The organism is Bacteroides xylanisolvens XB1A (assembly GCF_000210075.1).
Taxonomy (GTDB): Bacteria; Bacteroidota; Bacteroidia; order Bacteroidales; family Bacteroidaceae; genus Bacteroides; species Bacteroides xylanisolvens.
Genome location: NC_021017.1, coordinates 1766768 through 1791380, shown reverse-complemented (window position 1 = coordinate 1791380; position 24613 = coordinate 1766768). Strand labels below are relative to the sequence as shown.

Below are 24613 nucleotides of genomic sequence, written 5' to 3'. Positions count from 1 at the left end.
TCTATATGAACATGCTCCAAAAGGGTTTATTGAAAAAAAAGGAGTACATTCAAAAGGGTTTTATCTTAAATTGAATAATCAAAACTTAATTATACTGCTATCAACTAGACAAACAATATCAAAATCATATCAACGATCTTCACAGACAGTTGATATTCAGGGAAATATGCATCAAAATAAGATCTGATGCGTGGCCCCGATTAGGTAAAGATGTACCTCTGTACTTTTTCCTAATCGGCTAAGGCAGGGATTCAATGCTACAAACGAATCCAAGCCCCTTACTATAAAACATCTTAAATACTACCACCCTTACCGCCGCTATGTGTCGGATTATAAGTAACCGTCTTATATTGATGATCCGTTCCGGTATAACGAGTTGCTGTAATCGAAACCGTCTTGTTTTGACCATTAAACTTTACATTAGCCGTCAATGTGGTAGTACGAGCCTTTGCATAGCAAGTATAACTCATAGTGGTGTATCCGTTTACATTTACAGTGTTATAAACACGTTCAGTTTCCGTAATGCCAGATACCGATCCCATTAATGAGAACATACGAGTTTTCATGAAAGCAACCATTGCATTCACCGTTTTTGTATCTTCAGCACTAGCACCAGCTCCTAATTGCGATTTAACTTCAGCAACAAGACCAGCATCATTCTTATCATAGTCCCAACCAGACTTTTCCTTATATTTCAATTCAATGCCAGTCACCGCTTTAGCATTCTCGCTATTATCACGACTAGCTTGTCCTAGAATATTAGTTGTCACAGTTTCATTACTAATCTTGCTGTATACTTTATTCTCTATAGCATAAGCAGAGAAGTGATCGACATCGGCTGTATATGCAGTGACAGCTCCATTTTCTGTAGTAGAAGATACATTTTTAATTACATTTCCATCATTATCTTTTGCATCTCCCCATTCTCCTGTATCTGGATTCTGATAAGTAAGTATCATATCAGCATCAGCAAATGTTATTCCAGGGATAGGATTAGGAATAGAAATCGTAACATCATTTTTAAATTTCAAACCAGACGGTTCAAATTTAGCAGCAGCTAAAGGTATGCTTTTTTCTACATTTTGATTCACTTCTTCAGCCTTCACTTCAGTAGTCACTTCTGCAGGAGCAGGAACAAAGGTTGTTACACTAATGCCAACATTCCCATCACTAATAAGGCTTGCACTAGCTTCTGTATCAATTGCACCTGCCGGTATTGCCAATTCGACTTTCACGAGTGGTTTATCCTCTACCACTACTTCCGGAGCAACTTCTCCCGGATCTTCAATGGTAGTATTAGATTCACTATTATCCTCTACTTTAATTTCTTCTTCTGCAGTTACTGACACCGTTTCTTTCCGACTTTCCTTTGTCAGAGCCAGAGCTACCGTTACCACACTACGATTCTCTGCATTCTCTGCAATGACAACTGACGTTTTCTGTGAAAGATATCCATTAGAAGACGCTTCAATACTATAAGTACCTGTAGCACTTTCTGTAACAGAGAACTTACCATTCGAGTCGGTTGTGTAATTTTTACTACCCACTTTTACCTTTACCCCATTCATTGCTTCTCCCCCAGAAGTCACCGTACCCATAATGTAATACTCCACTACCGGTTTTGGAGTTTCAATTACTTCCCCTTCTGCCGGTTTCGGATCGTCATCATCATCGTGACAGGCTACTGTCGCAAAAGTTAACATACCCAAGGCTATCGCCATGGCACCCACATAAAACCATTTTACACTTTTCATAATGTTTCAATTTTGTTAAAAATACTAGTTAAAATATCAATCATGTTTCACTTCTCACTCGTTTTAATCAAATAATATCGAATATAATCCGGCTGCCAAAAATGTGAATTCTCTGCCGACTTAGGTTCAACAGTATAACTTTCGCCCAACGAACGATGGGCATATTCATTCCCGCTACGCATATCATACTGAAAAGCAAAATATTCGGGAAGCATTACCCGTAGCAGATGTCGCTTGCGTTTCTTTCCCGGTAATGGAATAGAAAAGTTGAATCCTGCATTCGTTGCTCCATTTGTATACATACCATATATACCTACAATATATTCGCCGAAGTAGCGTGAAAGAGTTCCGCGTACCCCATAATCGCCATAAATAAAACGATCTCCTTCTACTTTCACCAAGGTGTTCACTTCCGGAATATAATATCCTACACTAATTTGTCCATTGACTCTTTTCCATTGACTCATTTTCCATTCGCTACCATAGAAATGAGCAGAGCCGGTTATTCCTCCTCCACCTTCTACCGTCCACTGACCATTTGCTGAAAAATAGCCGATGCCTGCTGCAAGTCCTTGACGGTCATTCGAGAAACTACCGCCTGTGAGGTATCCTTTCCAATGATTAGCCAAGCGAAAATCCTGACGAAAAGTCATGTATCCCAGGCGAACGCAGTTCCACTTGCCATCTTCATTACTTACAACAGGCAAAGAAACCTGCATCCGTAGTGAGGCGCCTTTCCATAATTGCATTTCCACGGCAGGTTGCAACTCGAGAGCCGCTTTATACAACTTATAAGTTACATTATTGACTAACATCACGTTGGGATATACTACCAAATCGACCTTACCGAAAGAACTTTCTTTTCGTTTTACGCCTTTCAGCTGCCGTACAGCAGTTTCGGTAGAAGTAGTCATCCCCATCTTGCGATACACTTCATCCAACGCACATTCACCGGCTTGATATTTTTGAATCAATTCTGCAGGGATGGTTATGCATAATTGTGGTAAGGCATTATCTAATATAAGTAGCTGCAAAGTCGGTATTTCCGGTATAATAACCAAATGGCGTATGGCAATACCGATTCCATTATAAATACCTCTATAAGCAGAGGTCTCAAAAGCCGCAGTTATCGTGTCCCTTTTCTCCACAACTGAAATATTCTCCATATCCAACTCTTTCAGTGTCTCGCTCACACGAACTGGCTGTGCCTGTAACAAAGAAATACCACAGAGAAAAACAGCGGTCGCACTAACAATCCTTTTCATCTTCTTTTAATGCATTAATGTACATTCATACCGCAGACCGGCGGAAACACATGTAAATTCACGAGTAAACACATTGACGGACAAATGCTTCCAAAAGCGCATGGCAGCACCCATATTCCATCCACGCGTATCATATTCCACCATCAACTTCAATTCTTTGCAAAAAGAAGGCGTATAGCGGACACCTCCGAAAGGTCCTTTATTAAATACACGACAATCACCTTGATGAATATACCATCCGGCCGTTACAGCCAATTGGTCTCCCGAACGAAATCCGATAGTCTTTGTCAACACACCATAATAAGCTCCCCAATATGGAGTCTTCTTCTCTGTCAAAAGATCATCTCCACCAATCACAACAGCTGGGAAATAGCGACTTTCTTTTAGCGGACGAATACGAATCGTATTAGAACGGTCCTGATTATGATAACCCGTCCTGCCTGTACCGGTTGTCATTTTGAGTAATGTCATCCGGTAAGTGAATTCGATAAAAGAGAAAAGAGTCATATCTACAAAATAGTTCATGGTAGGAAAACTGAAAACCGATGGAGTAACTTGCTCGGGTAAGAAATTGACTCCTCCCATAAATGTACCGGTCTCCTGCATTTCAGCGGTAGGTATCATCAACTACCCCGTTGTTCCCATGGAATATTGCGCGTGAACCAGACCGCTCATCGGAATGAGTATCAGAAATAGAATACTACCTTTTAACGAAATAAATGGCTTATTCCTAAAAGCCGCTTTAGTTTGTTTCATCTTTATTTGTATGTTATACTTTTAAATAGAGATATTCTCAAAACTTTTTTGATTAATCCACTATTTTTACCTTATATAATTCCGTTACTTCTTAGGTAACGGAAAACACACAATCAAGACCAATCGGAATGAGAACAGAGAAAAACATCGACAATTACAGTGGTAGAAGAGTTTTTGCCTTTAGCGAAGGGGGAAATTCTTTTTAAGACAGGACATATAAATCAGAGGGCATGAAGATATGATTATTTCATGTTCAGATTTTTTTTTGCCGTATGCATCAGATAAAACGAAAAAAAATGGGAGAATATTTGTTTGCTATTTATATTTTTGTCTATCTTTGCGTCACATTTGATTCCGTTACCTAAGAAGTAACGGATACATTTAAATACTGATTATTAAAGCTTTGCCTATCTATCACCTACTTACATTGTAATTTTTAACGTAAGATAAATTCTTTCTATTCACTTCTGTGCGTTCTCTTAATCCAAAGCCTTTCAGATATATTTGTGTGGTTTTAATAGATTTGTGTCCCAGCGATTCACTAATCATTTCAATCGGAACTCCGCGATACTTGGCAGTAGTGGCCCAAGAATGTCGGAAGGTATATGAAGTGACGGGTGAGTCCAGGCGCAACACTCTCGCCAAATCCTTCAAAGAATTATTAAAACGACGAAGAGCAGACTGATATTCTTTATATGCTTTTTCATCTTTCCGCTTCTTATCACCATGCAGAATATCGAATAAATAGTCGGGACAATCAGGAAGAGCGGGTTTATTGCTTCGAAGCTGATTCACCATCTCTTTTGCACTTTCCAGAATTTCCAGGCTTATAGGTGTTTTAGTCTTGATACGGTTATATTGAAGCACATTCCGGTCTAAAGCAGATTTCTCCAAATGCGCCAAATCCGCGAATGACATTCCACAGAACTGAAACATCAGAGCTGCAATCGTCTGCGTACGACGCAAACGTTCGGATTTCGGGTCCTCATACAGTAGTTTGTGCAATTCGGTCACAGGCAATGCTTTCTTTTGCCGAATATCCACGCCTGTATAGACATCATGAAACAACCGGGGAACATAAGGGGCACTTCCCGCTTCTACTCCCCGATTATAGATACTACGCAACATACGCATATAAGTAGAAACCGTATTGAGCTTTAATCCGGACCCGTAAAGATGCTGTCCATAGCATCGTAAACACTCCCGGGTGACTTGCCTGAACGATATGTTACCTGTTCCACAAAACTTACTAAAAGAAAAAAGAGCATTCTTATAAACATGAGCGGTAGAATATCGCCCTTCTTTTCGCAAACGCTCAATGTACGCTCCGGCACATTGGCTAAATCCATTTTTATTCATTTTTTGCATCACTAGTTATTTTAGATTATACAATATATAGAGAAAGAACAAAAGTAAGCTACTTTATGATTGCAGCTATTATAAAAAAAGAAAAGTAAAATCAGTTTCATATACTTTTTCTAGATCCAATTCTTGTTAGATAAATAGATTAGATGTTCTATTTTTAAGATATCAGGCTAAATACAATTGAGCAAAATCAATGAATGAAAGAAAAAGTTAGTAAGATTGCACATGAATATGCAGTAATTAAATTGTTTTTATTCATATATGCGGTATGAATATTCGATAAAAGACGTTTTCTCAGGAATGTTCCACACCGAGAATCACTTCGTTTCTCGGTGTGGAACATTTTGATTCTTTAAATGGAACCTAACAAATCATTTAAAGAATAATAATAACTTGTTTTATAGTAGTTGTTTTCTTCTAGTTAGTGCCGATAATACAAAGAACGGAATCTTTTCATTTGATTAATATTGTCAATATTAGATACTATTCTATCACTACGCGGGCGATAAAAAGAATAATTTGCAATAATATTATCCTTTTTTATTTGAATTATGTTTGGCTAAAGTGGAAATCCCTGCGGTTTTCAAAACACTCCTGATAACAAGATGCATATTCTAAATTATAGGTAATCTGAATATGCGTTTTTTAATATTATACTCACTTTTATCCTATATCAATTATTGGTCCATTTTTCATTGTACATACAATTTGCATGCAAATGTATTAATCTAGAGATTAAAGTTAGTCAATAATTGAGCATTCCTTATTCTTTCCTCTTTTTCAAAGTATGCTAAATAGTGCTCGGTTACAGATAAGTTAGAGTGTCCCAAGCTTTCAGAAATATATGAGGTTTTTGCACCTCCACGTTTTAATACTGTAGCAAAAGAATGCCTTGCCGTGTAAGTCGTCAACTGAAAAATTCCAATGTCTTGGGCTATTTTTTTAAGTCTTCTGTTACATTTGGTTATAATACGCCGTACCAATCTAATCTTTTCAAAGGCATCTTCAGTTCCTCTAGCATATTTAAAAATATACGTTTGCGGGCTTAATCTTGGATTACCCCATTTTTGAATAATATTCCACATTTCAGGAGTAATGATTGCATGTATCTCTTTGTTATGTTTGGTAGTTCGAGATGTCTTAGAGCGTACAAAGCATATTTCTCCATCCATAATATTTGAATACTGAAGAAATAATAAATCCATAAAATTAATGCCATTACATAAATAAGAAAACACCCAGAGATCCCTAAATTCTTCTATATCTTTTGTTTCACATTGATAAGACATTACTTTTTTTATTTCAGAAAGAGTAAGTGCTAATTTACGTCCACACCCTTCAGGAATTTCATATTTATTCTTTCCAAAAGGAAAAGATGATTCTTTTATGATACCATCATGTACAGCACGATTTAAGACACACTTTAAAGCTCGGAAATAAATACTTATGCTTGAATAGCTTTTACCTTCTGATATCCAAAATTTTTCACAACGTTTAAGCCAATCAATTGTAATGTTTTCCAAAGGTATAGTGGAACCTCCGAAATCTTCTAAACTTTTTAAAGCACTTTGATAATTTAAGTAAGTGTTTGCTTGTTCATTGGCTTCCAGTTCTTTCATTTTTAAGCGAAAAGCACTGCGCAAAGTCATATCATTCATCTGCCTTCCTAACCTGGCGCTTAATGTTTCAATACTAAATTCTCCTTTTTGTATCAGTTCGTTAACTTGTTGCTTAATAGTTGAAAAACTACTCTCTATATCTGATCGAATTTCTGCCAATAACCGGCTTTTTACTTTTAATAACCTTGCCCAATCTTCTTTTGACACTTCCTTCCCAGTTGAGTAATATTTTTGCTTTCTTCTATATACCACTTGAACTTTAACAGGAAACTGTCCACTCTTTTTTGCTCTTCTGGTATCTAATATGGTTAAAACCGAAATTCCATCTTTTGAATATTTGAACATAAAATGAATATTTATATCTATACAATAGGTAAAGCATACATATATTGTATGCAAAATGTATGCAAATGTAATAAATCAGCCTGATTTTAATAAGTACATAAGATTCTATTTATCAAATATTTGAGTATTTATTTTTCAATTAGGAATCTTTCTATTCTATTTTTTTCGAAAAAAATCTTATCTTCGTTTAGTAAGGTTACAACATAAAATGTATTACTATTGAATAAGCGCTTATGGAATTTATTTTAAGTATAACCTTTAAATTTATTAATTATGAGAAACAGAGATACATGAAACCTTTGTGTGAAAACGGTAATCTCATTTACCGCCTCTAATTACAAATTCTCTAAAAACTATTTCTAATTAAAAAGAATAAGATGAAAGAAATTATAAAACACAAGTTTTCATACTTGTTATTCTTCCTTTTGTTGGTTTCGTGTTTTGCTTCAGCTTATGGGCAAGAACGAACGATCACTCTTAATCTATCGAAAGTACCCTTGAACACTGCTTTGAAAGAAATTGAGAAACAAACTTCAATGTCAGTAGTCTATAACACAAATGATGTCGATATAAATCGTGTCATATCTATCAAGGTAACAAAAGAATCTTTGAATAATGTAATGAATCAGTTATTCAGAGGAGTTAATGTCAGTTTTTCAATAGTAGATAATCATATTGTACTTTCTGCGAAGAGTAATAAAGAAGAGCAGCAGAAAAAAACACCAATTACTGCAAGTGGTACTGTTACTGATTCAAAAGGAGAACCATTGATTGGAGTTAGTATTTTGGTAAAAGGAACTTCAAATGGTACTATCACTGATATGGATGGAAATTTCAAAATACAAGCAGCTAAAGGTGATGTACTTGAAGTATCCTATATCGGTTATGTGTTGTTTGGTACTTTGCAAAAAAAGTGTTATATTTGCGACCGACAATTATTTTATTAAACGTTTAAAGCAAATTTGAAAGGTATGAAAACTAAATTATTTTTGGCTGCTGTAGCAGTAACATTTTCTTTTGCAATGATGTCTTGTGCTGGTAACAAAACTACTAACGCTGCTTCTGAAGGTGAAGAAACAACCGTAGAAACTGTAGAAGCTGTTGTTGAATCTGATTCTTGCTGCCAGGCTAAAGATTCTTGTGCTACTGCTTGCGACAAAAAAGCAGATTGCGCAGAAAAGAAAGAATGTTGCGATAAGAAGTAATCTATTGATTTAGAACAATAAAGAAGAAGAGGGAGAGAATGCTGAAAAACATTCTGCTCCCTCTTTTCTTTTAGTGAAATATAGACCTGTATTCGTGATACATTTTTGGTAAAAATCGGCTTTAACTTATGAAATGATATTTTTTTCGATAAAAAAGTAACGTATTATTTGGTGGTAAAGAAATAATCCATACCTTTGCACCGTCAAACTATAAAAGAGACAAGAAATGAACCAGATGTTTATACATATTCTACTATGCGGTATTATTATTCTACTATCAAAGGTTAGTGGAAGTGAGTGCTGCGCGTAAATGTGTATAAATGAAAATATACGAAAGCCTTTCTCACTTCCAAGTGTGAAAGGCTTTTTTAATGCTAATAATTATATAATATACATTGAATATGGACAATAGGTTATTTATTTTTGATACCACTCTTAGAGATGGTGAACAGGTTCCGGGATGCCAGTTGAATACAGTAGAGAAGATTCAGGTAGCAAAGGCATTGGAAGCGTTGGGAGTAGACGTGATTGAAGCCGGATTCCCCATTTCGAGCCCGGGAGATTTTAATTCAGTGATTGAGATTTCAAAAGCGGTGACTTGGCCTACTATCTGTGCTTTAACACGTGCAGTTCAAAAAGATATTGATGTTGCTGTAGATGCACTGAAATTTGCTAAACATAAACGTATTCATACCGGTATCGGTACTTCTGATTCGCACATTAAATATAAATTCAATTCGAATCGTGAAGAGATTATCGAACGTGCGGTAGCTGCCGTGAAATACGCCCGCCGTTTTGTGGACGATGTAGAGTTTTATGCAGAAGACGCAGGCCGTACGGATAACGAATATCTGGCACGTGTGGTGGAAGCCGTTATCAAAGCAGGAGCTACCGTAGTGAATATTCCTGATACAACGGGTTATTGCTTACCTTCAGAATATGGTGCTAAAATAAAATACCTGATCGACCATGTAGACGGCATCGATAATGCCATACTTTCTACTCACTGTCACAACGACTTGGGTATGGCTACTGCCAATACGATAGCCGGTGTTTTGAACGGCGCACGTCAGGTGGAAGTGACCATCAACGGTATCGGCGAACGTGCAGGAAATACTGCCCTCGAAGAAATCGCCATGATTATCAAAAGTCACCACGAAATAGATATTCAGACCAATATCAATACACAGAAGATTTATCCGACCAGCCGCATGGTATCCAGCTTAATGAATATGCCGGTACAGCCGAATAAAGCGATCGTTGGACGTAATGCTTTCGCACATTCTTCAGGTATCCATCAGGACGGTGTATTGAAGAATGTACAGACGTATGAGATTATTGATCCGCATGATGTGGGTATTGATGATAACTCTATCGTATTGACAGCCCGTAGCGGACGTGCCGCATTGAAAAATCGTCTTTCTATTTTGGGAGTTGACCTGGAGCAGGAAAAGCTGGATAAGGTATATGATGAGTTCTTGAAGTTGGCTGATAAGAAAAAAGATATTAATGATGACGATATTTTAGTATTGGCAGGCGCAGACCGTAGCCAGAATCATCGCATCAAACTGGATTATTTGCAGGTGACGAGTGGTGTCGGCGTTCGTTCGGTAGCTAGTTTGGGATTGAACATTGCCGGTGAGAAGTTTGAGGCTTGTGCCAGTGGTAACGGTCCGGTAGATGCAGCTATCAAGGCATTGAAGAAGATTGTAGAACGCCACATGACTTTGAAAGAGTTTACTATTCAGGCTATCAGCAAGGGAAGTGATGATGTAGGTAAAGTACACATGCAGGTAGAATACGATAACCAGATTTATTATGGTTTTGGAGCTAATACAGATATTATTGCCGCTTCCGTAGAAGCTTATATTGACTGTATTAACAAATTCAAATCAATAAAAAAGAGACTGAAAGTCGTATCGGCATTGTAGAGATTGACTAAAATAGTAAATAGTAATTAGTAAAATAGTAAATAAACAGATGAATACATTATTTGATAAGATATGGGATGCCCACGTGGTGACTACTGTGGAAGATGGTCCTACACAGCTTTATATTGATCGCTTATATTGTCACGAAGTGACTAGTCCGCAAGCTTTTGCCGGATTGCGTGAACGTGGAATCGGAGTGTTGCGTCCGGAAAAGGTATTTTGTATGCCCGACCATAATACACCGACACACGATCAGGATAAGGAGATTGAAGATCCGATTTCTAAAACGCAGGTCGACACATTGACTAAGAATGCGAAGGATTTTGGTTTGACACACTACGGTATGATGCATCCGAAGAATGGAATTATCCATGTGGTAGGTCCCGAACGTGGTTTGACTTTGCCGGGAATGACGATTGTCTGCGGTGACTCTCACACTTCTACTCATGGTGCGATGGGAGCAATCGCTTTCGGCATCGGAACAAGTGAAGTGGAAATGGTATTGGCTTCGCAATGTATTCTTCAGTCAAGACCGAAAACAATGCGTATCACCGTAGACGGTGAACTGGGCAAAGGGGTGACTGCAAAAGATGTAGCTCTGTATATGATGTTCAAGATGACTACCAGCGGTGCTACCGGTTACTTCGTAGAATATGCAGGTTCGGCCATCCGCAATCTGACAATGGAGGGACGTCTTACCCTTTGTAACCTTTCTATCGAAATGGGTGCACGTGGTGGGATGGTTGCTCCGGACGAAGTGACTTTTGAATATATCAAGGGACGTGAAAGTGCTCCGCAAGGCGAAGCATGGGACAAGGCTTTGGCATATTGGAAGACATTGAAGAGTGATGACGATGCCGTATTCGACAAGGAAGTCCGTTTTGAAGCTGCTGATATTGAGCCGATGATTACTTACGGAACGAATCCGGGTATGGGTATGGGCATCACACAGCACATTCCTACGATGGAAGGAATGAGCGAAGCTGCACAGGTTTCATTCAAGAAATCAATGGACTATATGGGATTCCAACCGGGAGAATCTTTGTTGGGCAAAAAGATTGATTATGTATTCCTTGGAGCTTGTACAAACGGTCGTATCGAAGATTTCCGTGCATTTGCTTCCATCGTGAAAGGCCGCAAGAAAGCGGAAAATGTAATTGCATGGCTGGTTCCGGGTTCATGGATGGTAGACGCACAGATCCGTAAGGAAGGAATCGACAAGATTTTGACGGAAGCCGGATTTGCCATTCGTCAGCCGGGATGCTCTGCTTGTCTGGCGATGAACGATGATAAGATTCCTGCCGGGAAATATTCGGTATCTACCAGCAACCGTAACTTCGAAGGACGTCAGGGACCTGGTGCACGTACCTTGTTAGCTAGTCCTCTGGTGGCTGCTGCTGCTGCGGTGACAGGTGTGATTACCGATCCGAGAGAACTGATGTAATTTCAATCATAAATCATAATTTATAATTCATAAATAAGGCGATGGCTAAGACAAAATTTAATATAATCACAAGTACTTGTGTACCTCTTCCTTTAGAAAACGTAGATACCGACCAGATTATTCCGGCACGTTTCTTGAAAGCAACCACTCGTGAAGAGAAATTCTTCGGTGATAACCTTTTCCGTGACTGGCGTTACAATGCAGATGGTTCCCTGAACAAGGATTTTGTGTTGAACAACCCTACTTACAGCGGACAGATATTGGTGGCAGGTAAGAACTTCGGTTCGGGTTCCAGCCGTGAACACGCAGCCTGGGCAATTGCCGGCTATGGTTTCCGTGTGGTGGTATCCAGTTTTTTTGCCGATATTCATAAGAATAATGAGTTGAACAACTTTGTGCTTCCGGTGGTTGTAACCGAAGAGTTTCTGCAAGAATTGTTCGATTCGATAGAAGCAGACCCGAAGATGGAAGTGGAAGTGAATCTTCCCGAACAGACCATCACCAACAAGGCGACAGGTAAAAGTGAACATTTTGAAATCAATGCTTACAAGAAACTTTGTTTGATGAACGGATTGGACGATATCGATTTCTTGTTAAGCAATAAAGATAAAATAGAAGAATGGGAAAAGAAGGCGTGAAAATAGAAATCATGGACACAACGCTCCGTGATGGTGAACAAACCAGCGGAGTATCTTTCGTGCCTCATGAGAAACTAATGATCGCCCGTTTGCTGTTAGAAGATTTGAAGGTAGACCGGGTGGAGGTTGCTTCGGCGCGTGTGTCGGACGGTGAGTTTGAAGCCGTGAAGATGATTTGCGACTGGGCGGCCCGTCGTAATCTGCTCCATAAAGTGGAAGTGCTCGGCTTTGTTGACGGGCATACTTCTGTCGATTGGATTCAGCGTACTGGTTGTCGCGTGATTAATCTTCTTTGCAAAGGTTCACTGAAGCATTGTACGCAACAACTGAAAAAGACACCGGAAGAACATCTGGCAGATATCATTAATGTGGTGCATTATGCCGACGAGCAGGATATAACCGTCAATGTTTATCTGGAAGATTGGAGTAACGGTATCAAGGATTCTCCCGAATATGTATTCCAGTTGATGGATGGATTGCAAGAGACGAGTGTCAAGCGTTATATGTTGCCTGACACGTTGGGTATCTTGAATCCCTTGCAAGTGATAGAGTATATGCGGAAGATGAAGAAACGTTATCCGAATACTCATCTCGATTTCCATGCGCACAATGACTATGATTTGGCAGTGAGCAACGTTCTTGCAGCCGTATTAAGCGGTGTCAAAGGACTGCATACCACCATCAACGGACTGGGCGAACGGGCTGGAAATGCTCCCCTCGCAAGTGTGCAAGCCATCCTGAAAGATCATTTCAATGCGGCGACCAATATCGACGAGAGCCGTTTGAATGATGTCAGCCGGGTAGTGGAGTCTTATTCGGGCATTATGATACCTGCCAACAAACCGATTGTAGGTGAGAATGTCTTTACGCAAGTGGCAGGAGTACATGCCGACGGAGATAACAAAAATAATCTTTACTGTAATGATTTGCTTCCCGAACGCTTTGGCCGTAAACGTGAATATGCGTTGGGCAAGACAAGCGGCAAAGCCAATATCCGCAAAAATCTCGAAGACCTCGGATTGGAGCTGGATGAAGATGCTATGCGCAAGGTGACGGAGCGTATCATCGAACTGGGCGACAAGAAAGAATTGGTGACACAGGAAGATTTGCCGTACATCGTTTCTGATGTGTTGAAGCATGGAGCGATTGGTGAGAAGGTCAAACTGAAGAGCTATTTTGTGAATCTGGCTCATGGATTGAAACCGATGGCTACGTTGAAGATAGAAATCAACGGAAAAGAGTACGAAGAGAGTTCAGGCGGTGATGGCCAGTATGATGCTTTTGTTCGTGCATTGCGTAAGATATATAAGGTGACATTGGGACGCAAATTCCCGATGCTGACCAATTATGCGGTGACAATCCCTCCTGGTGGGCGCACGGATGCATTTGTGCAGACAGTAATCACATGGAGTTATGACGAGCAGGTGTTCCGTACCCGCGGACTTGATGCCGATCAGACGGAAGCTGCCATCAAAGCTACTATGAAGATGTTGAACCTCATCGAAGATGAATACGAGAAGAGCAAGTGAGAGATAACTTGCCCAAAGAATGTTTTTTATAAGAATATATAAATAGAAGAATAAACGATTATGGATTTTAAAATTGCTGTATTAGCAGGCGACGGCATCGGACCGGAGATCTCTGTGCAAGGTGTAGATGTGATGAGTGCTGTTTGCGAGAAGTTTGGCCACAAAGTAAGTTACGAATATGCAATCTGTGGAGCTGATGCGATTGATAAAGTAGGCGATCCGTTTCCGGAAGCAACCTATCAGGTTTGTAAAGATGCGGATGCTGTTTTATTCTCTGCCGTAGGCGATCCGAAATTTGATAACGACCCTACTGCTAAGGTACGTCCGGAACAAGGTTTGTTGGCGATGCGTAAGAAATTGGGACTTTTCGCTAATATCCGTCCGGTGCAGACATTCAAATGCCTGATTCACAAATCTCCGTTGCGTGCGGAACTGGTAGAGAACGCAGATTTTATCTGTATCCGTGAGTTGACCGGAGGTATGTATTTCGGTGAAAAGTATCAGGATAATGACAAAGCGTATGATACCAACTATTATACTCGCCCGGAAATCGAACGTATCTTGAAAGTGGCTTTTGAATATGCGATGAAGCGCAGAAAACACCTGACGGTGGTAGATAAGGCAAACGTGTTGGCTTCTTCCCGTCTGTGGCGTCAGATTGCACAGGAAATGGCTCCGAACTATCCGGAAGTGACAACAGATTATATGTTTGTGGACAATGCTGCAATGAAGATGATTCAGGAACCTGCTTTCTTCGATGTGATGGTAACGGAAAACACCTTCGGTGATATTCTGACTGACGAAGGTTCTGTAATCAGTGGTTCTATGGGCTTGCTTCCTTCTGCTTCCACAGGCGAGAGTACTCCGGTGTTTGAACCGATTCACGGTTCATGGCCGCAGGCTAAAGGATTGAATATTGCTAATCCGTTGGCACAAATTCTTTCCGTAGCTATGTTGTTCGAGTATTTCGATTGCAAAGAAGAGGGTGCGCTGATTCGTAAAGCAGTAGACGCTTCTTTGGATGAGAATGTACGTACACCGGAAATTCAGGTGGCTGACGGTGCTAAATACGGAACGAAAGAAGTAGGACAGTGGATTGTTGATTATATCAAGAAAGCTTGATATTCTACACCACAGATTACACCGATTCACACAGATTGCTGATGGAGCTGTATAACAGCCCTTTATAAATAATTTCACCCACGTTATAGCTATCTATAACGTGGGTGATTTTTAATATTCAGATTTTGTTTGATAACTCCACTTACTCTTCATTCTTCTTGTGGAATATCTTTTTTATCATTTGAAATCTGTGTGAATCTGTGCAATCTGTGGTGAACCTTACCAGCTTTTAATTATGGAATATATAATGATACCGAGCACTGTCAGCAATCCTACATAAATAGTGACTGGCCATTGTTTTATATCTTTTCTCTTCGTACGGGTGGAAGGTTCCAAATAAATGGCTATTTTGTGAGCGATAGTACAGAATAGCCAACCGCCGAATCCTCCGATAATACCTCCTACGAGTAAATCACCGGGATAATGTACACCCAAGTATATACGTGTATAGCAGTTAAGAATTGCCCAAGTTACGATGAAAATACTTAGCCAACGTTTACGGAACAGAAATACTACAAACATGGCAAGACCCAATGAATTGGCCGCATGGCACGATGGGAAACCATAACTTCCTCCACGATACCCGTTTACGATATATACCATATCCACAATAGGGTTGTCCGGATTGGCGGGACGCAGGCGTGCCACTACCGGGCGGATGATACTGCTGCACATTTGGTCGGCAAAGGTTATCGTGAGCGCGATAGCTGCCACATAACATACGACTACCTTCCAATGGAAATTTCTTAATAATATGTATAATATGGTGGCATACATGGGAACCCAGATTATTTTACCCGTAAAGGAACTCATGAAATAATCCCAGAAAGGGGAGTGTATACCATTGAAAGATAAGAAGATATTTGTATCTATCTCCGAAAGGAATTGCACGATTTCGCTATGTATCATCCGGCTTTATTGATCTATTTTTAACGTCGCAAATATACAATAAAGAATAGTAAATGTCCTATATTACCTTATAAATATTCCATATTTCTTAATAATTAGCGTTTGGCAAGATCATCGTAGAGCTTCTGTAAGAACGCTTTTCCTTTTTCCAGGTTAGCTCCTTTGGCGGTGCCTTCGTCCAGTTGTACGGTATTGGCGTCCAGATTGTACACCAATTGGTTATCGGCAGTAATCATTCCGAAATAATCCGGCCGGGTAAAGTATGCGAAATGAGGAGAACCCGGATTCAGGATATTCTTGCTGAAAGTAAATTCATCGTGCGGCAATCCTAATTGAGCGAGCAAAGTGGCGGCAATGTCAATTTGCGAAGCATAGGTATCTATTACGAGAGGTTGTTTAATTGCACCTCCGATTAAAATCAGCGGAATGGTTTGTCCGTCCAGCGGATTTTCTATCGGGTATGGGTATGCACCCTGATGATCGGGAACGAGAACAAACAGTGTGTTTTTCCATAACGGTGTTTCCTGATACTGTTTCACGAAATTTCCCACACAACTGTCGGCATACGCAAAGGAGTTGAGGACTTTATCATCCAGCCTGTGGAACGGAACTTCGAATGGTTCGTGGCTGCTTGATGTCTGAACCAGTTTCAGGAATGGCTCTTCTTGTTTTTCTTCTTTCAGGTCTTTCATCAGGCGTTGGAACAAAACGTGATCTTGTGCTCCCCATTTTCCGGTACGTTCGGACAGAGGGAAATCTTTATCGGAAATAATCTTCTCGATTCCGGAAGATACCAGGTAAGAGCGCATATTGGTGAAATCGGCATCTCCTCCATAGTAGTATTCGAGGCTGTATCCTGCATTTTTCAAGCTGCGGGGGATGGAAGGAAGTTTGTCCGTCTTTTCGGGATATTTCATGATGCTGGTGCTCGGCTGTCCGGGATATCCGCTGATGATAGATGCCAGTCCGCGGTCTGTGCGGAAACTGCTGCCGTAGAAGTTGCTGAATAATACGCCTTCTTTTGCGAATTTATCCATGTTGACAGCCACATTGGGTTGTCCTCCGAAAGTTTCCATCAAGTGTGTGGAGAAACTCTCAAGGATAATGAAAATAATGTTCGGGCGTTGTGTATTCAATAATTGGGGGATGCTGTCGGTTACTGCGACGGGTTTGTCTACCATCTCTGCAAATAATTCGTCGGCTATTTTCGGGTCCATGAAGCGATACTGCTTATCGAAATTATTCTGATGGGTGGCAGAATACATGAAGCTGAATGCCGGATTAATGGCTGCATGATTCATGCGTTGGTCCTGACTGAAATACACCTTGCTTAAATTCATGGTGGATACGCTGAATCCGCCCCGGATAGGGATGAAGAGTGCCGCTGTCAGCAAAAGCAGTGCAAGCGAGACATTCTGGCGTCGATAAGGTATTTTCAGAGGCTTTTTCTCCCGGATAAGGACACAATAGAAAATACAGTATAGAATTGCTGCATAGATCAATATAGCCAGAATTCCAAGTAGTACGAACCAAAAACTGACACTTGCCATGGCATCTTTGGGAGAAGAGAAAAAATAGAAAATAGGAGTGGCGTCCAGACGGAATCCCCAAAAGCCATACAATCCCAGGTCGATGATAAAAATGCAGGCCATGACAAAGGCTATTACTCCGAAATATCCTTGCCGGATGCGGCGGAGTATGGATGAATTTGTCCAGGCGGAAGCAATGAGCAGGATTCCGGGGATAGCGGTCAGGTAGCCCGCAAGAGATAAATCCAGTGGTAATCCGTGCCACATGACGCGGAAATAGTCACCCAAAGATACATTAGTATATAAGTCATGGTAGTAAACCATGAAGATTGGTTTCTGAAGAACGAATAAAAGAACAAATAAAAAATAGGTCGTGAGAAATTGTATAATTCTCTTTTTCATATATGTAAACTTAAAAAGATTGAACGGATACAAAGTTACTATACTTTTCCTTATCTTTCTCATGATGTGATGTAAAACATACCTTTTTTTCCATATCTTTGTCGTGTCTGTGACAAAAATGAAGTAATAAGATGGCAAAGATTGCAAAGAAACTAACAGATTTAGTGGGGAATACCCCTTTGATGGAACTTTCCGGTTATAGTGGAAAGTATGGTCTGGAACAAAATATTATTGCCAAACTGGAGGCTTTTAATCCGGCGGGAAGTGTAAAAGACAGAGTCGCTCTTTCGATGATTGAAGATGCGGAAGCTCGTGGAGCATTGAAACCCGGTGCAACGATTATTGAGCCGACAAGCGGAAATACAGGTGTAGGGTTGGCAATGGTGGCTACTATTAAAGGGTATCACCTGATATTGACCATGCCCGAAACGATGAGTCTGGAACGGCGGAATCTGTTGAAAGCGTTGGGTGCGCAGATTGTATTGACAGATGGGCTGGGAGGGATGGCAGCTTCCATTGCCAAAGCGCAGGAGTTGCGTGATAGTATTCCCGGTTCGGTGATTTTGCAACAATTTGAAAATCCCGCCAATGCTGCTGTTCATGAACGGACAACGGGTGAAGAAATTTGGAGGGATACAGACGGTGAAGTGGCCGTTTTTGTAGCCGGAGTTGGTACCGGGGGAACAGTCTGCGGGGTAGCTCGTGCTTTGAAGAAACATAATCCGAATATTTATATTGTTGCTGTGGAACCGGCATCGTCTCCAGTGTTGGCAGGCGGAGAGGCGGCCTCGCATCGTATTCAAGGTATTGGAGCGAATTTTATCCCGAAGCTTTATGATGCTTCGGTGGTGGATGAAGTAATAGGCGTGCCAGATGATGAAGCGATTCGTGCAGGACGTGAGTTAGCGGCAACAGAAGGTCTGTTGGCGGGTATTTCTTCGGGAGCAGCTGTGTATGCCGCCCGTCAACTGTCACAACGCCCGGAATTTAAGAACAAAAAAATAGTAGCGTTGTTACCTGATACGGGAGAGCGTTATTTGTCGACCGAACTGTTTGCTTTTGACGCATATCCATTGGATTAATTCATTCACTATAAAAAGACCTGAACCATGGTAAGAATAATTATAGCTTTGCTTTTTTGTTTTCCGGCTGTTACCTTTGCGCAAACCTATCAGCAATTGTCCGAGAGAGCCATTGAGTGTATCGAAAAAGACAGTCTTCCCCAGGCAGAGGAACTTTTGCTTCAGGCTTTGAAGTTGGAACCGAAAAATGCAAAGAATGCACTGCTCTTTTCTAACTTGGGGTTGGTTCAGCGCCGTTTGGGCGAGTTTGATAAGGCATTGGAATCTTATTCTTTTGCACTGAACTTTGCTCCTTTGGCAGTCCCTATTTTGCTCGACCGTGCCGCCATTTATATGGAAATGGGAAAAACAGACCGTGCTTATACGGATTATTGCCAGGTGTTGGACGAGGACAAGCAGAACAAAGAAGCTTTGTTGATGCGTGCTTATATTTATGTGCTCCGCCGCGATTATCCGGCTGCGAGAATAGATTATAATCGTTTATTGGAGCTCGATCCGCAGAGCTATAGCGGACGGCTGGGACTGGCTACTTTGGAGCAGAAAGAAGGAAAATTCCGGGAAGCTCTTGAAATATTGAATAAGATGCTTGCGGCCACTCCTGAAGATGCGACGCTCTATATTGCCCGTGCCGATGTGGAACGTGAGATGAAACATGAAGATTTGGCATTGGTCGATTTGGAGGAAGCCATCCGGTTGGATGCTGCCTCGGCTGATGCTTATCTGTTGCGTGGAAATATCTACCTGGCACAGAAGAAGAAAGGATTGGCAAAAGCTGACTTTGAAAAAGCTATTTCATTGGGAGTGCCTCCGGCTGATTTGCACGAGCAATTGCGGCAATGCAAGTGAAGTTATTAATAAGCCAACTATATCTTTCCGGTTTACATAAGTGAGCGCCTTTTGCTATGGACATTAGTTCGTTCCACAGTTGTTTCCCTTTAGTTCTACCTATGTGGAACGAAAGGATAACCCGGGTGGAACGAATAATCATTAGTCAGGTGACTCGTTAATATATACTATTCAAGAATTTCTTTTATTCTACGAACTGTCTAATCAGGTTTACGAAATCCTTTCCATATTTCTTTTTCTTGTGTTCGCCGATACCACTGATTTCTCCAAACTCTTCGATGGTGGTGGGACGTGAGATGCAAAGCAGATGCAACACTTTGTCTGACAAGACGATATAGGCGGGCAAAGCTTCCTGATCGGCAAGTTGTTTTCTTAATCCTCGCAATGCTTCGAACAAATCTTGGCTTTCGCCGCCTGCCGCGCCGAAGGGGAGTTCTTTGGCGATAACCACTTTTTTCTTTTTTCCTTTTCGGGTAACTGCTTCCTCATGCTGGATAACTACCAATGCCGCTTGTGTCCTTCCGAAGAGAACATCACTTCCGCTTGACGTTATTTTGAGATGATTATTCTCATTATAAGCTATTTCAAAGTAGCCGAGTTGCAGCATTTGAAGCAGATAGTCTTGCCAGTCACGAGGAGGAATGTCGCGTCCGGCACCGAACGTTTTAAGTTCCTGATACCCTTTTCCGGTTACTTCCGCAGAATAGTTTCCACGAAGAATATCAATCAACACTCCTGTGCTGATTTGTTGTTCTGTGCGTGCGATGGCACTTAATGCTTTTTGCACGATGACTGTACCGTCGAATCGTTGAGGGGGATTTTTACAAACATCGCAGTTACCGCAATCCTCTGTTGTTGTTTCTCCGAAGTAGCTTAATAAGATTCTTCGTCGGCAAATATCGGCCTCTGCGTATTGCTGCATACGTTGGAGCTTTTCCAGATTGATATTTTGCTGATTACTTTCCGAAGCGAATTTAGTTAGTAATATTAAGTCGCCTAATGAATAAAACAGGACAGTATTGCTGGGAAGCCCGTCACGTCCGGCACGTCCTATTTCCTGATAAAAGCTTTCTATACTTTTAGGCAGGTTATAATGTATCACCCAGCGGACATTTGATTTATCAATCCCCATTCCAAAAGCAATGGTGGCACATACCACTTGTATGCGGTCGTTAATAAAATCATTCTGTGTTTCGTCCCGGTGTTGAGTGGATAACCCGGCGTGATAAACACCGCAGCGGATACCCTGCTTCTGTAACATCTGTGCGACGGTTTCCGTCTTACTTCGACTCATGCAGTAAATAATCCCGCTTTCTTCCCCGTGGCGGTGGATAAATTCTAAGATAGCCTTGTTCTTTTCCTTCGCTTGAAATCCACGTTTCACAGTCAGGCTGATGTTGGGACGGTCGAACGAGGAAATGAAGGTACGCGGATGGTTCAGATGCAATTGCCGTACGATGTCTTCACGCGTGATTTTATCCGCGGTGGCAGTTAGTGCGACAATTGGTATTTGCGGAAATTGTTGGTGGAGCACTCCCATTTGTGTGTATTCCGGACGGAAATCATGTCCCCATTGCGAAATACAATGAGCTTCATCAATAGCAAACAGAGAGATGTTCATATCCCGCAACAAATAGTCCTTTTCAGCTAAAAGTTTTTCCGGTGAAATGTAAAGCAGCTTCAGGCGACCTTCAATGCATGCGCGGCGCAGATTAGCGTTTTCTGTTTCGTCATTACTGCTGTTCAGCGCTCCGGCAGCGATGCCGTTTGCCAGCAATGCTTCTACCTGATCTTTCATCAATGAGATGAGGGGAGAAACGACAACGGCAGTACCTTCGCAAAGCAGTGCGGGAAGTTGGTAACAGATTGATTTCCCCCCACCAGTGGGCATTAATACCAATGCATCCTGTTTGTTCAGGATGTGTCGGATGATTTCTTCTTGCAGAGGACGGAAATTATCGTACCCGAAATATGTCTTTAAAGTCTCTCTCATTGATGCTGATTTATCCATGCTGCAAAGGTACATTTTTCTTTGGCAATTTTTCATCATGTGTAGATTTCTGTTTCTGATATGAATTATAAATAAGTTAAAGTTTCTTATTATTCGGACTCATTCCTTCTTTTTCAAGGTTTTTGATTGTTTATTTAGAAAAAAAATGCACAAAATAATTGTGTGTTTAAAAAAAAAGTAAGACATTTGTAACATGTTACGTTGCAAATGAGCAATTATTAACAAATGAACAAACCCTAACCAGTTAATTCAATGAGCGATTTAGAGAACAAAAAAACGGAAGAAACTCCGAAAAAACGTCCCTACAATTTGAGGGAAAAGAAAGAAAAGAAGGCTGCATACAGGTCTTTGATTAGACCGGAATTGGCAGACGAGTTGTATGACAAGATCCTGAATATCATCGTTGTACAGAAGAAGTACAAGGATCCTGACTATTCAGCTAAGGACTTGGCGAAAGAATTGAAGACGAATACTCGTTACCTTTCTGCAGTAGTAAACTCACGCTTTGGCATGAACTATTCTTGCCTGTTGAATGAATACAGAGTAAAAGATGCTTTGCATTTATTGACTGACAAACGTTATGCCGACAAAAATGTGGAAGAAATTAGTGCCATGGTTGGCTTTGCAAATCGTCAATCTTTTTACGCTGCATTTTACAAAAACGTAGGTGAGACTCCTAATGGATATCGCAAAAAACATCTCGAAAATAAGAAATAATTGCGCGTTCCGAAATTAGTCAAAAGGAATTACCTCTAAATGAAAGATTTTGGAGATAATTCCTTTTCTCATTTTAATTAATCAATGCTAGCATTATGAAAAAACATCTGATTTTAATGACAGTGGCCGCTACGCTTTTAACATCGTGCGGAGGAAGTAAAACAACAACTGCTGAAGCAGACAAATTTGATTATACAGTGGAACAATTTGCTGATTTACAGATATTGCGTTATAAAGTTCCCGGATTTGAGGAACTGACGCTGAAACAGAAGGAACTGATTTATTACCTGACAGAGGCTGCTCTGGAAGGAAGGGATATTCTGTTTGACCAGAATGGAAAATATAATTTGAGAATCCGTCGGATGCTCGAAGCAGTATATACAAACTATCAGGGAGATAAAACAACGCCTGATTTTAAAAATATGGAGGTGTATCTGAAAAGGGTATGGTTCTCCAATGGTATTCATCACCACTATGGTACGGAGAAATTCGTGCCCAACTTCTCGCAGGAGTTCTTGAAACAGGCTGTACTCGGTATAGATGCCAAGTTGCTGCCGTTGGCGAAAGGACAGACTGCCGAACAACTTTGTGCCGAACTGTTTCCGGTGATTTTCGATCCGACTGTTATGCCGAAACGGGTAAACCAGGCAGATGGCGAAGATCTTGTGTTGACTTCTGCTTGTAACTATTATGACGGAGTGACGCAGAAAGAGGCAGAGAGTTTTTATAGCGCCCTGAAAGACCCGAAAGACGAAACACCGGTTTCTTACGGGCTGAACAGTCGGCTGGTCAAAGAAAACGGAAAGTTGGAGGAGAAAGTTTGGAAAGTAGGCGGACTCTATACACAGGCAATAGAGAAGATTGTTTATTGGCTGAAGAAAGCGGAAGGTGTAGCAGAGAATGAGGCACAAAAGGCCGTCATCACCAAACTGATTCAATTCTATGAAACAGGCAATCTGAAAGATTTCGATGAATATGCCATTCTTTGGGTGAAAGACCTTGATTCACGAATCGACTTTGTGAATGGATTTACTGAAAGTTACGGTGACCCGTTGGGTATGAAAGCGAGCTGGGAGTCTTTGGTGAATTTCAAAGATTTGGAATCAACGCACCGCACAGAGATAATCAGTAGCAATGCGCAGTGGTTTGAAGATCATTCTCCGGTAGATAAATCTTTCAAGAAAGAAAAGGTAAAAGGGGTATCGGCTAAAGTGATTACTGCCGCTATCCTTGCAGGTGATCTTTACCCGGCAACGGCTATCGGTATCAATCTGCCGAATGCAAACTGGATTCGTGCTCACCACGGTTCTAAATCGGTGACAATCGGAAATATAACAGATGCTTATAATAAAGCCGCTCACGGAAACGGATTCAACGAAGAATTTGTTTATAGCGATGCGGAAATACAACTGATCGATGCCTATTCTGACTTAACGGATGAGCTGCATACGGATTTGCACGAATGTTTGGGACACGGTTCCGGTAAGTTACTTCCGGGTGTAGACCCTGATGCTTTGAAAGCATACGGCTCTACCATCGAAGAGGCGCGTGCCGATTTGTTCGGATTGTATTATGTGGCTGACCCCAAGCTGGTAGAACTGGGACTTCTCTCTTCTCCCGATGCTTATAAAGCTCAATATTATACTTATCTGATGAACGGTCTGATGACGCAGTTGGTACGTATCGAACCAGGCAATACTGTGGAAGAAGCTCACATGCGCAACCGCCAGTTGATAGCCCGTTGGGTATTTGAGAAGGGGGCTGCCGATAAAGTGGTGGAATTGGTGAAGAAAGGCGGAAAGACTTATGTGGTTATCAATGACTATCAGAAAGTACGCGAGCTTTTCGGCGAATTGTTGGCTGAAATCCAGCGAATCAAATCGACAGGCGACTTCGAAGGTGCCCGTTCATTGGTAGAAAACTATGCCGTAAAAGTAGATCCGGCTTTACATGCAGAAGTTCTGGAACGTTATAAGAAGTTGAATCTGGCTCCTTATAAAGGTTTTGTGAATCCGAAATACGAACTGGTGACAGATGAAAACGGAAACGTTACGGATGTCACGGTTTCTTATGATGAAGGTTATGTAGAACAAATGTTGCGTTACAGCACTGATTATTCTCCGCTGCCTTCCATAAACAACTGA

At 41.0% G+C, this 24613-nt stretch carries 18 protein-coding genes and 1 pseudogene; 11 read left to right on the top strand and 8 right to left on the bottom strand.

All coding sequences use genetic code 11. The features are described 5' to 3' along the window. Positions 1-293: 293 nt before the first annotated feature. The 5 genes from BXY_RS07310 to BXY_RS07290 all read right to left on the bottom strand — a co-directional run bounded on the left by BXY_RS07310 (position 294) and on the right by BXY_RS07290 (position 7104). Positions 294-1754, bottom strand: coding sequence for a carboxypeptidase-like regulatory domain-containing protein (locus tag BXY_RS07310; protein WP_004314979.1), 1461 nt, complete (start codon positions 1752-1754; stop codon positions 294-296). A gap of 47 nt (positions 1755-1801) precedes the next feature. Continuing rightward, entirely contained in the window at positions 1802-3019 is a 1218-nt protein-coding gene (locus BXY_RS07305) for a hypothetical protein (protein WP_008643976.1), read from the bottom strand. A gap of 6 nt (positions 3020-3025) precedes the next feature. Then, positions 3026-3643, bottom strand: a complete 618-nt coding sequence (locus tag BXY_RS07300; protein ID WP_004314981.1) for a YjbH domain-containing protein — start codon at positions 3641-3643, stop codon at positions 3026-3028. A gap of 546 nt (positions 3644-4189) precedes the next feature. Next, positions 4190-5143, bottom strand: coding sequence for a tyrosine-type DNA invertase cluster 3b (locus tag BXY_RS07295; protein WP_004314983.1), 954 nt, complete (start codon positions 5141-5143; stop codon positions 4190-4192). A gap of 725 nt (positions 5144-5868) precedes the next feature. Further along, the gene (locus BXY_RS07290; RefSeq protein WP_004314041.1) at positions 5869-7104 is read right to left on the bottom strand and encodes a site-specific integrase; all 1236 of its coding nucleotides are present in this window, start codon (positions 7102-7104) and stop codon (positions 5869-5871) included. 377 nt (positions 7105-7481) lie between these two features. On the opposite strand from BXY_RS07290, the pseudogene BXY_RS07285 reads away from it, so the two are divergent. The 7 genes and pseudogenes from BXY_RS07285 to leuB form a co-directional block, all read left to right on the top strand. Next, a pseudogene (locus BXY_RS07285) lies at positions 7482-7991 on the top strand (carboxypeptidase-like regulatory domain-containing protein); the annotation flags it as partial. A gap of 84 nt (positions 7992-8075) precedes the next feature. Continuing rightward, the gene (locus tag BXY_RS07280) at positions 8076-8309 is read left to right on the top strand and encodes a hypothetical protein (RefSeq protein WP_004311794.1); all 234 of its coding nucleotides are present in this window, start codon (positions 8076-8078) and stop codon (positions 8307-8309) included. Between the two features lie 401 nt (positions 8310-8710). Then, positions 8711-10240 (top strand): 2-isopropylmalate synthase, encoded by a 1530-nt coding sequence (locus tag BXY_RS07275; protein WP_015531576.1) that lies wholly within the window; start codon positions 8711-8713, stop codon positions 10238-10240. Between the two features lie 49 nt (positions 10241-10289). Next, the gene (gene leuC / locus BXY_RS07270; RefSeq protein WP_015531575.1) at positions 10290-11684 is read left to right on the top strand and encodes a 3-isopropylmalate dehydratase large subunit; all 1395 of its coding nucleotides are present in this window, start codon (positions 10290-10292) and stop codon (positions 11682-11684) included. A 41-nt stretch (positions 11685-11725) separates the two neighbouring features. Continuing rightward, positions 11726-12322, top strand: a complete 597-nt coding sequence (leuD, locus tag BXY_RS07265; protein WP_004307192.1) for a 3-isopropylmalate dehydratase small subunit — start codon at positions 11726-11728, stop codon at positions 12320-12322. Further along, positions 12304-13851 carry an alpha-isopropylmalate synthase regulatory domain-containing protein gene (locus BXY_RS07260; RefSeq protein WP_004315473.1) on the top strand — a complete coding sequence of 516 codons (1548 nt, stop codon included), beginning with the start codon at positions 12304-12306 and terminating at the stop codon, positions 13849-13851. Before leuD ends, BXY_RS07260 begins: the two co-directional genes overlap by 19 nt. Before the next feature lie 60 nt (positions 13852-13911). Next, entirely contained in the window at positions 13912-14973 is a 1062-nt protein-coding gene (gene leuB / locus BXY_RS07255; protein WP_004311790.1) for a 3-isopropylmalate dehydrogenase, read from the top strand. A gap of 219 nt (positions 14974-15192) precedes the next feature. On the opposite strand, the gene BXY_RS07250 is transcribed toward leuB, so the two are convergent. Together BXY_RS07250 and BXY_RS07245 are read right to left on the bottom strand one after the other, a co-directional pair. Further along, on the bottom strand, positions 15193-15882 hold the full coding sequence (locus BXY_RS07250; protein ID WP_004311789.1) for a phosphatase PAP2 family protein: 690 nt from the start codon (positions 15880-15882) through the stop codon (positions 15193-15195). 95 nt (positions 15883-15977) lie between these two features. After that, positions 15978-17813, bottom strand: a complete 1836-nt coding sequence (locus BXY_RS07245; RefSeq protein WP_008644767.1) for an LTA synthase family protein — start codon at positions 17811-17813, stop codon at positions 15978-15980. Positions 17814-17944: 131 nt separating this feature from the next. Between BXY_RS07245 and cysK the strand changes: the two genes are divergently transcribed. Together cysK and BXY_RS07235 are read left to right on the top strand one after the other, a co-directional pair. After that, complete coding sequence (cysK, locus tag BXY_RS07240) at positions 17945-18895, top strand: cysteine synthase A (protein WP_004311787.1); 951 nt, start codon at positions 17945-17947, stop codon at positions 18893-18895. Positions 18896-18922: 27 nt separating this feature from the next. Continuing rightward, complete coding sequence (locus BXY_RS07235; RefSeq protein WP_004311786.1) at positions 18923-19741, top strand: tetratricopeptide repeat protein; 819 nt, start codon at positions 18923-18925, stop codon at positions 19739-19741. A gap of 184 nt (positions 19742-19925) precedes the next feature. Here BXY_RS07235 and recQ read toward each other — a convergent pair whose 3' ends face one another. Next, positions 19926-21734, bottom strand: coding sequence for a DNA helicase RecQ (gene recQ / locus BXY_RS07230; RefSeq protein ID WP_008025863.1), 1809 nt, complete (start codon positions 21732-21734; stop codon positions 19926-19928). A 270-nt stretch (positions 21735-22004) separates the two neighbouring features. Between recQ and BXY_RS07225 the strand changes: the two genes are divergently transcribed. Next, on the top strand, positions 22005-22469 hold the full coding sequence (locus tag BXY_RS07225; protein ID WP_004301101.1) for a helix-turn-helix domain-containing protein: 465 nt from the start codon (positions 22005-22007) through the stop codon (positions 22467-22469). Positions 22470-22564: 95 nt separating this feature from the next. Next, on the top strand, positions 22565-24613 hold the full coding sequence (locus tag BXY_RS07220; RefSeq protein WP_015531573.1) for a dipeptidyl-peptidase 3 family protein: 2049 nt from the start codon (positions 22565-22567) through the stop codon (positions 24611-24613).

Coding starts and splice junctions, on each gene's coding strand:
- BXY_RS07310 (WP_004314979.1), bottom strand. CDS start 1,754: ATGAAAAGTGTAAAATGGTTTTATGTGGGTGCCATGGCGATAGCCTTG.
- BXY_RS07305 (WP_008643976.1), bottom strand. CDS start 3,019: ATGAAAAGGATTGTTAGTGCGACCGCTGTTTTTCTCTGTGGTATTTCT.
- BXY_RS07300 (WP_004314981.1), bottom strand. CDS start 3,643: ATGATACCTACCGCTGAAATGCAGGAGACCGGTACATTTATGGGAGGA.
- BXY_RS07295 (WP_004314983.1), bottom strand. CDS start 5,143: ATGCAAAAAATGAATAAAAATGGATTTAGCCAATGTGCCGGAGCGTAC.
- BXY_RS07290 (WP_004314041.1), bottom strand. CDS start 7,104: ATGTTCAAATATTCAAAAGATGGAATTTCGGTTTTAACCATATTAGAT.
- BXY_RS07280 (WP_004311794.1), top strand. CDS start 8,076: ATGAAAACTAAATTATTTTTGGCTGCTGTAGCAGTAACATTTTCTTTT.
- BXY_RS07275 (WP_015531576.1), top strand. CDS start 8,711: ATGGACAATAGGTTATTTATTTTTGATACCACTCTTAGAGATGGTGAA.
- leuC (WP_015531575.1), top strand. CDS start 10,290: ATGAATACATTATTTGATAAGATATGGGATGCCCACGTGGTGACTACT.
- leuD (WP_004307192.1), top strand. CDS start 11,726: ATGGCTAAGACAAAATTTAATATAATCACAAGTACTTGTGTACCTCTT.
- BXY_RS07260 (WP_004315473.1), top strand. CDS start 12,304: ATGGGAAAAGAAGGCGTGAAAATAGAAATCATGGACACAACGCTCCGT.
- leuB (WP_004311790.1), top strand. CDS start 13,912: ATGGATTTTAAAATTGCTGTATTAGCAGGCGACGGCATCGGACCGGAG.
- BXY_RS07250 (WP_004311789.1), bottom strand. CDS start 15,882: ATGATACATAGCGAAATCGTGCAATTCCTTTCGGAGATAGATACAAAT.
- BXY_RS07245 (WP_008644767.1), bottom strand. CDS start 17,813: ATGAAAAAGAGAATTATACAATTTCTCACGACCTATTTTTTATTTGTT.
- cysK (WP_004311787.1), top strand. CDS start 17,945: ATGGCAAAGATTGCAAAGAAACTAACAGATTTAGTGGGGAATACCCCT.
- BXY_RS07235 (WP_004311786.1), top strand. CDS start 18,923: ATGGTAAGAATAATTATAGCTTTGCTTTTTTGTTTTCCGGCTGTTACC.
- recQ (WP_008025863.1), bottom strand. CDS start 21,734: ATGAGAGAGACTTTAAAGACATATTTCGGGTACGATAATTTCCGTCCT.
- BXY_RS07225 (WP_004301101.1), top strand. CDS start 22,005: ATGAGCGATTTAGAGAACAAAAAAACGGAAGAAACTCCGAAAAAACGT.
- BXY_RS07220 (WP_015531573.1), top strand. CDS start 22,565: ATGAAAAAACATCTGATTTTAATGACAGTGGCCGCTACGCTTTTAACA.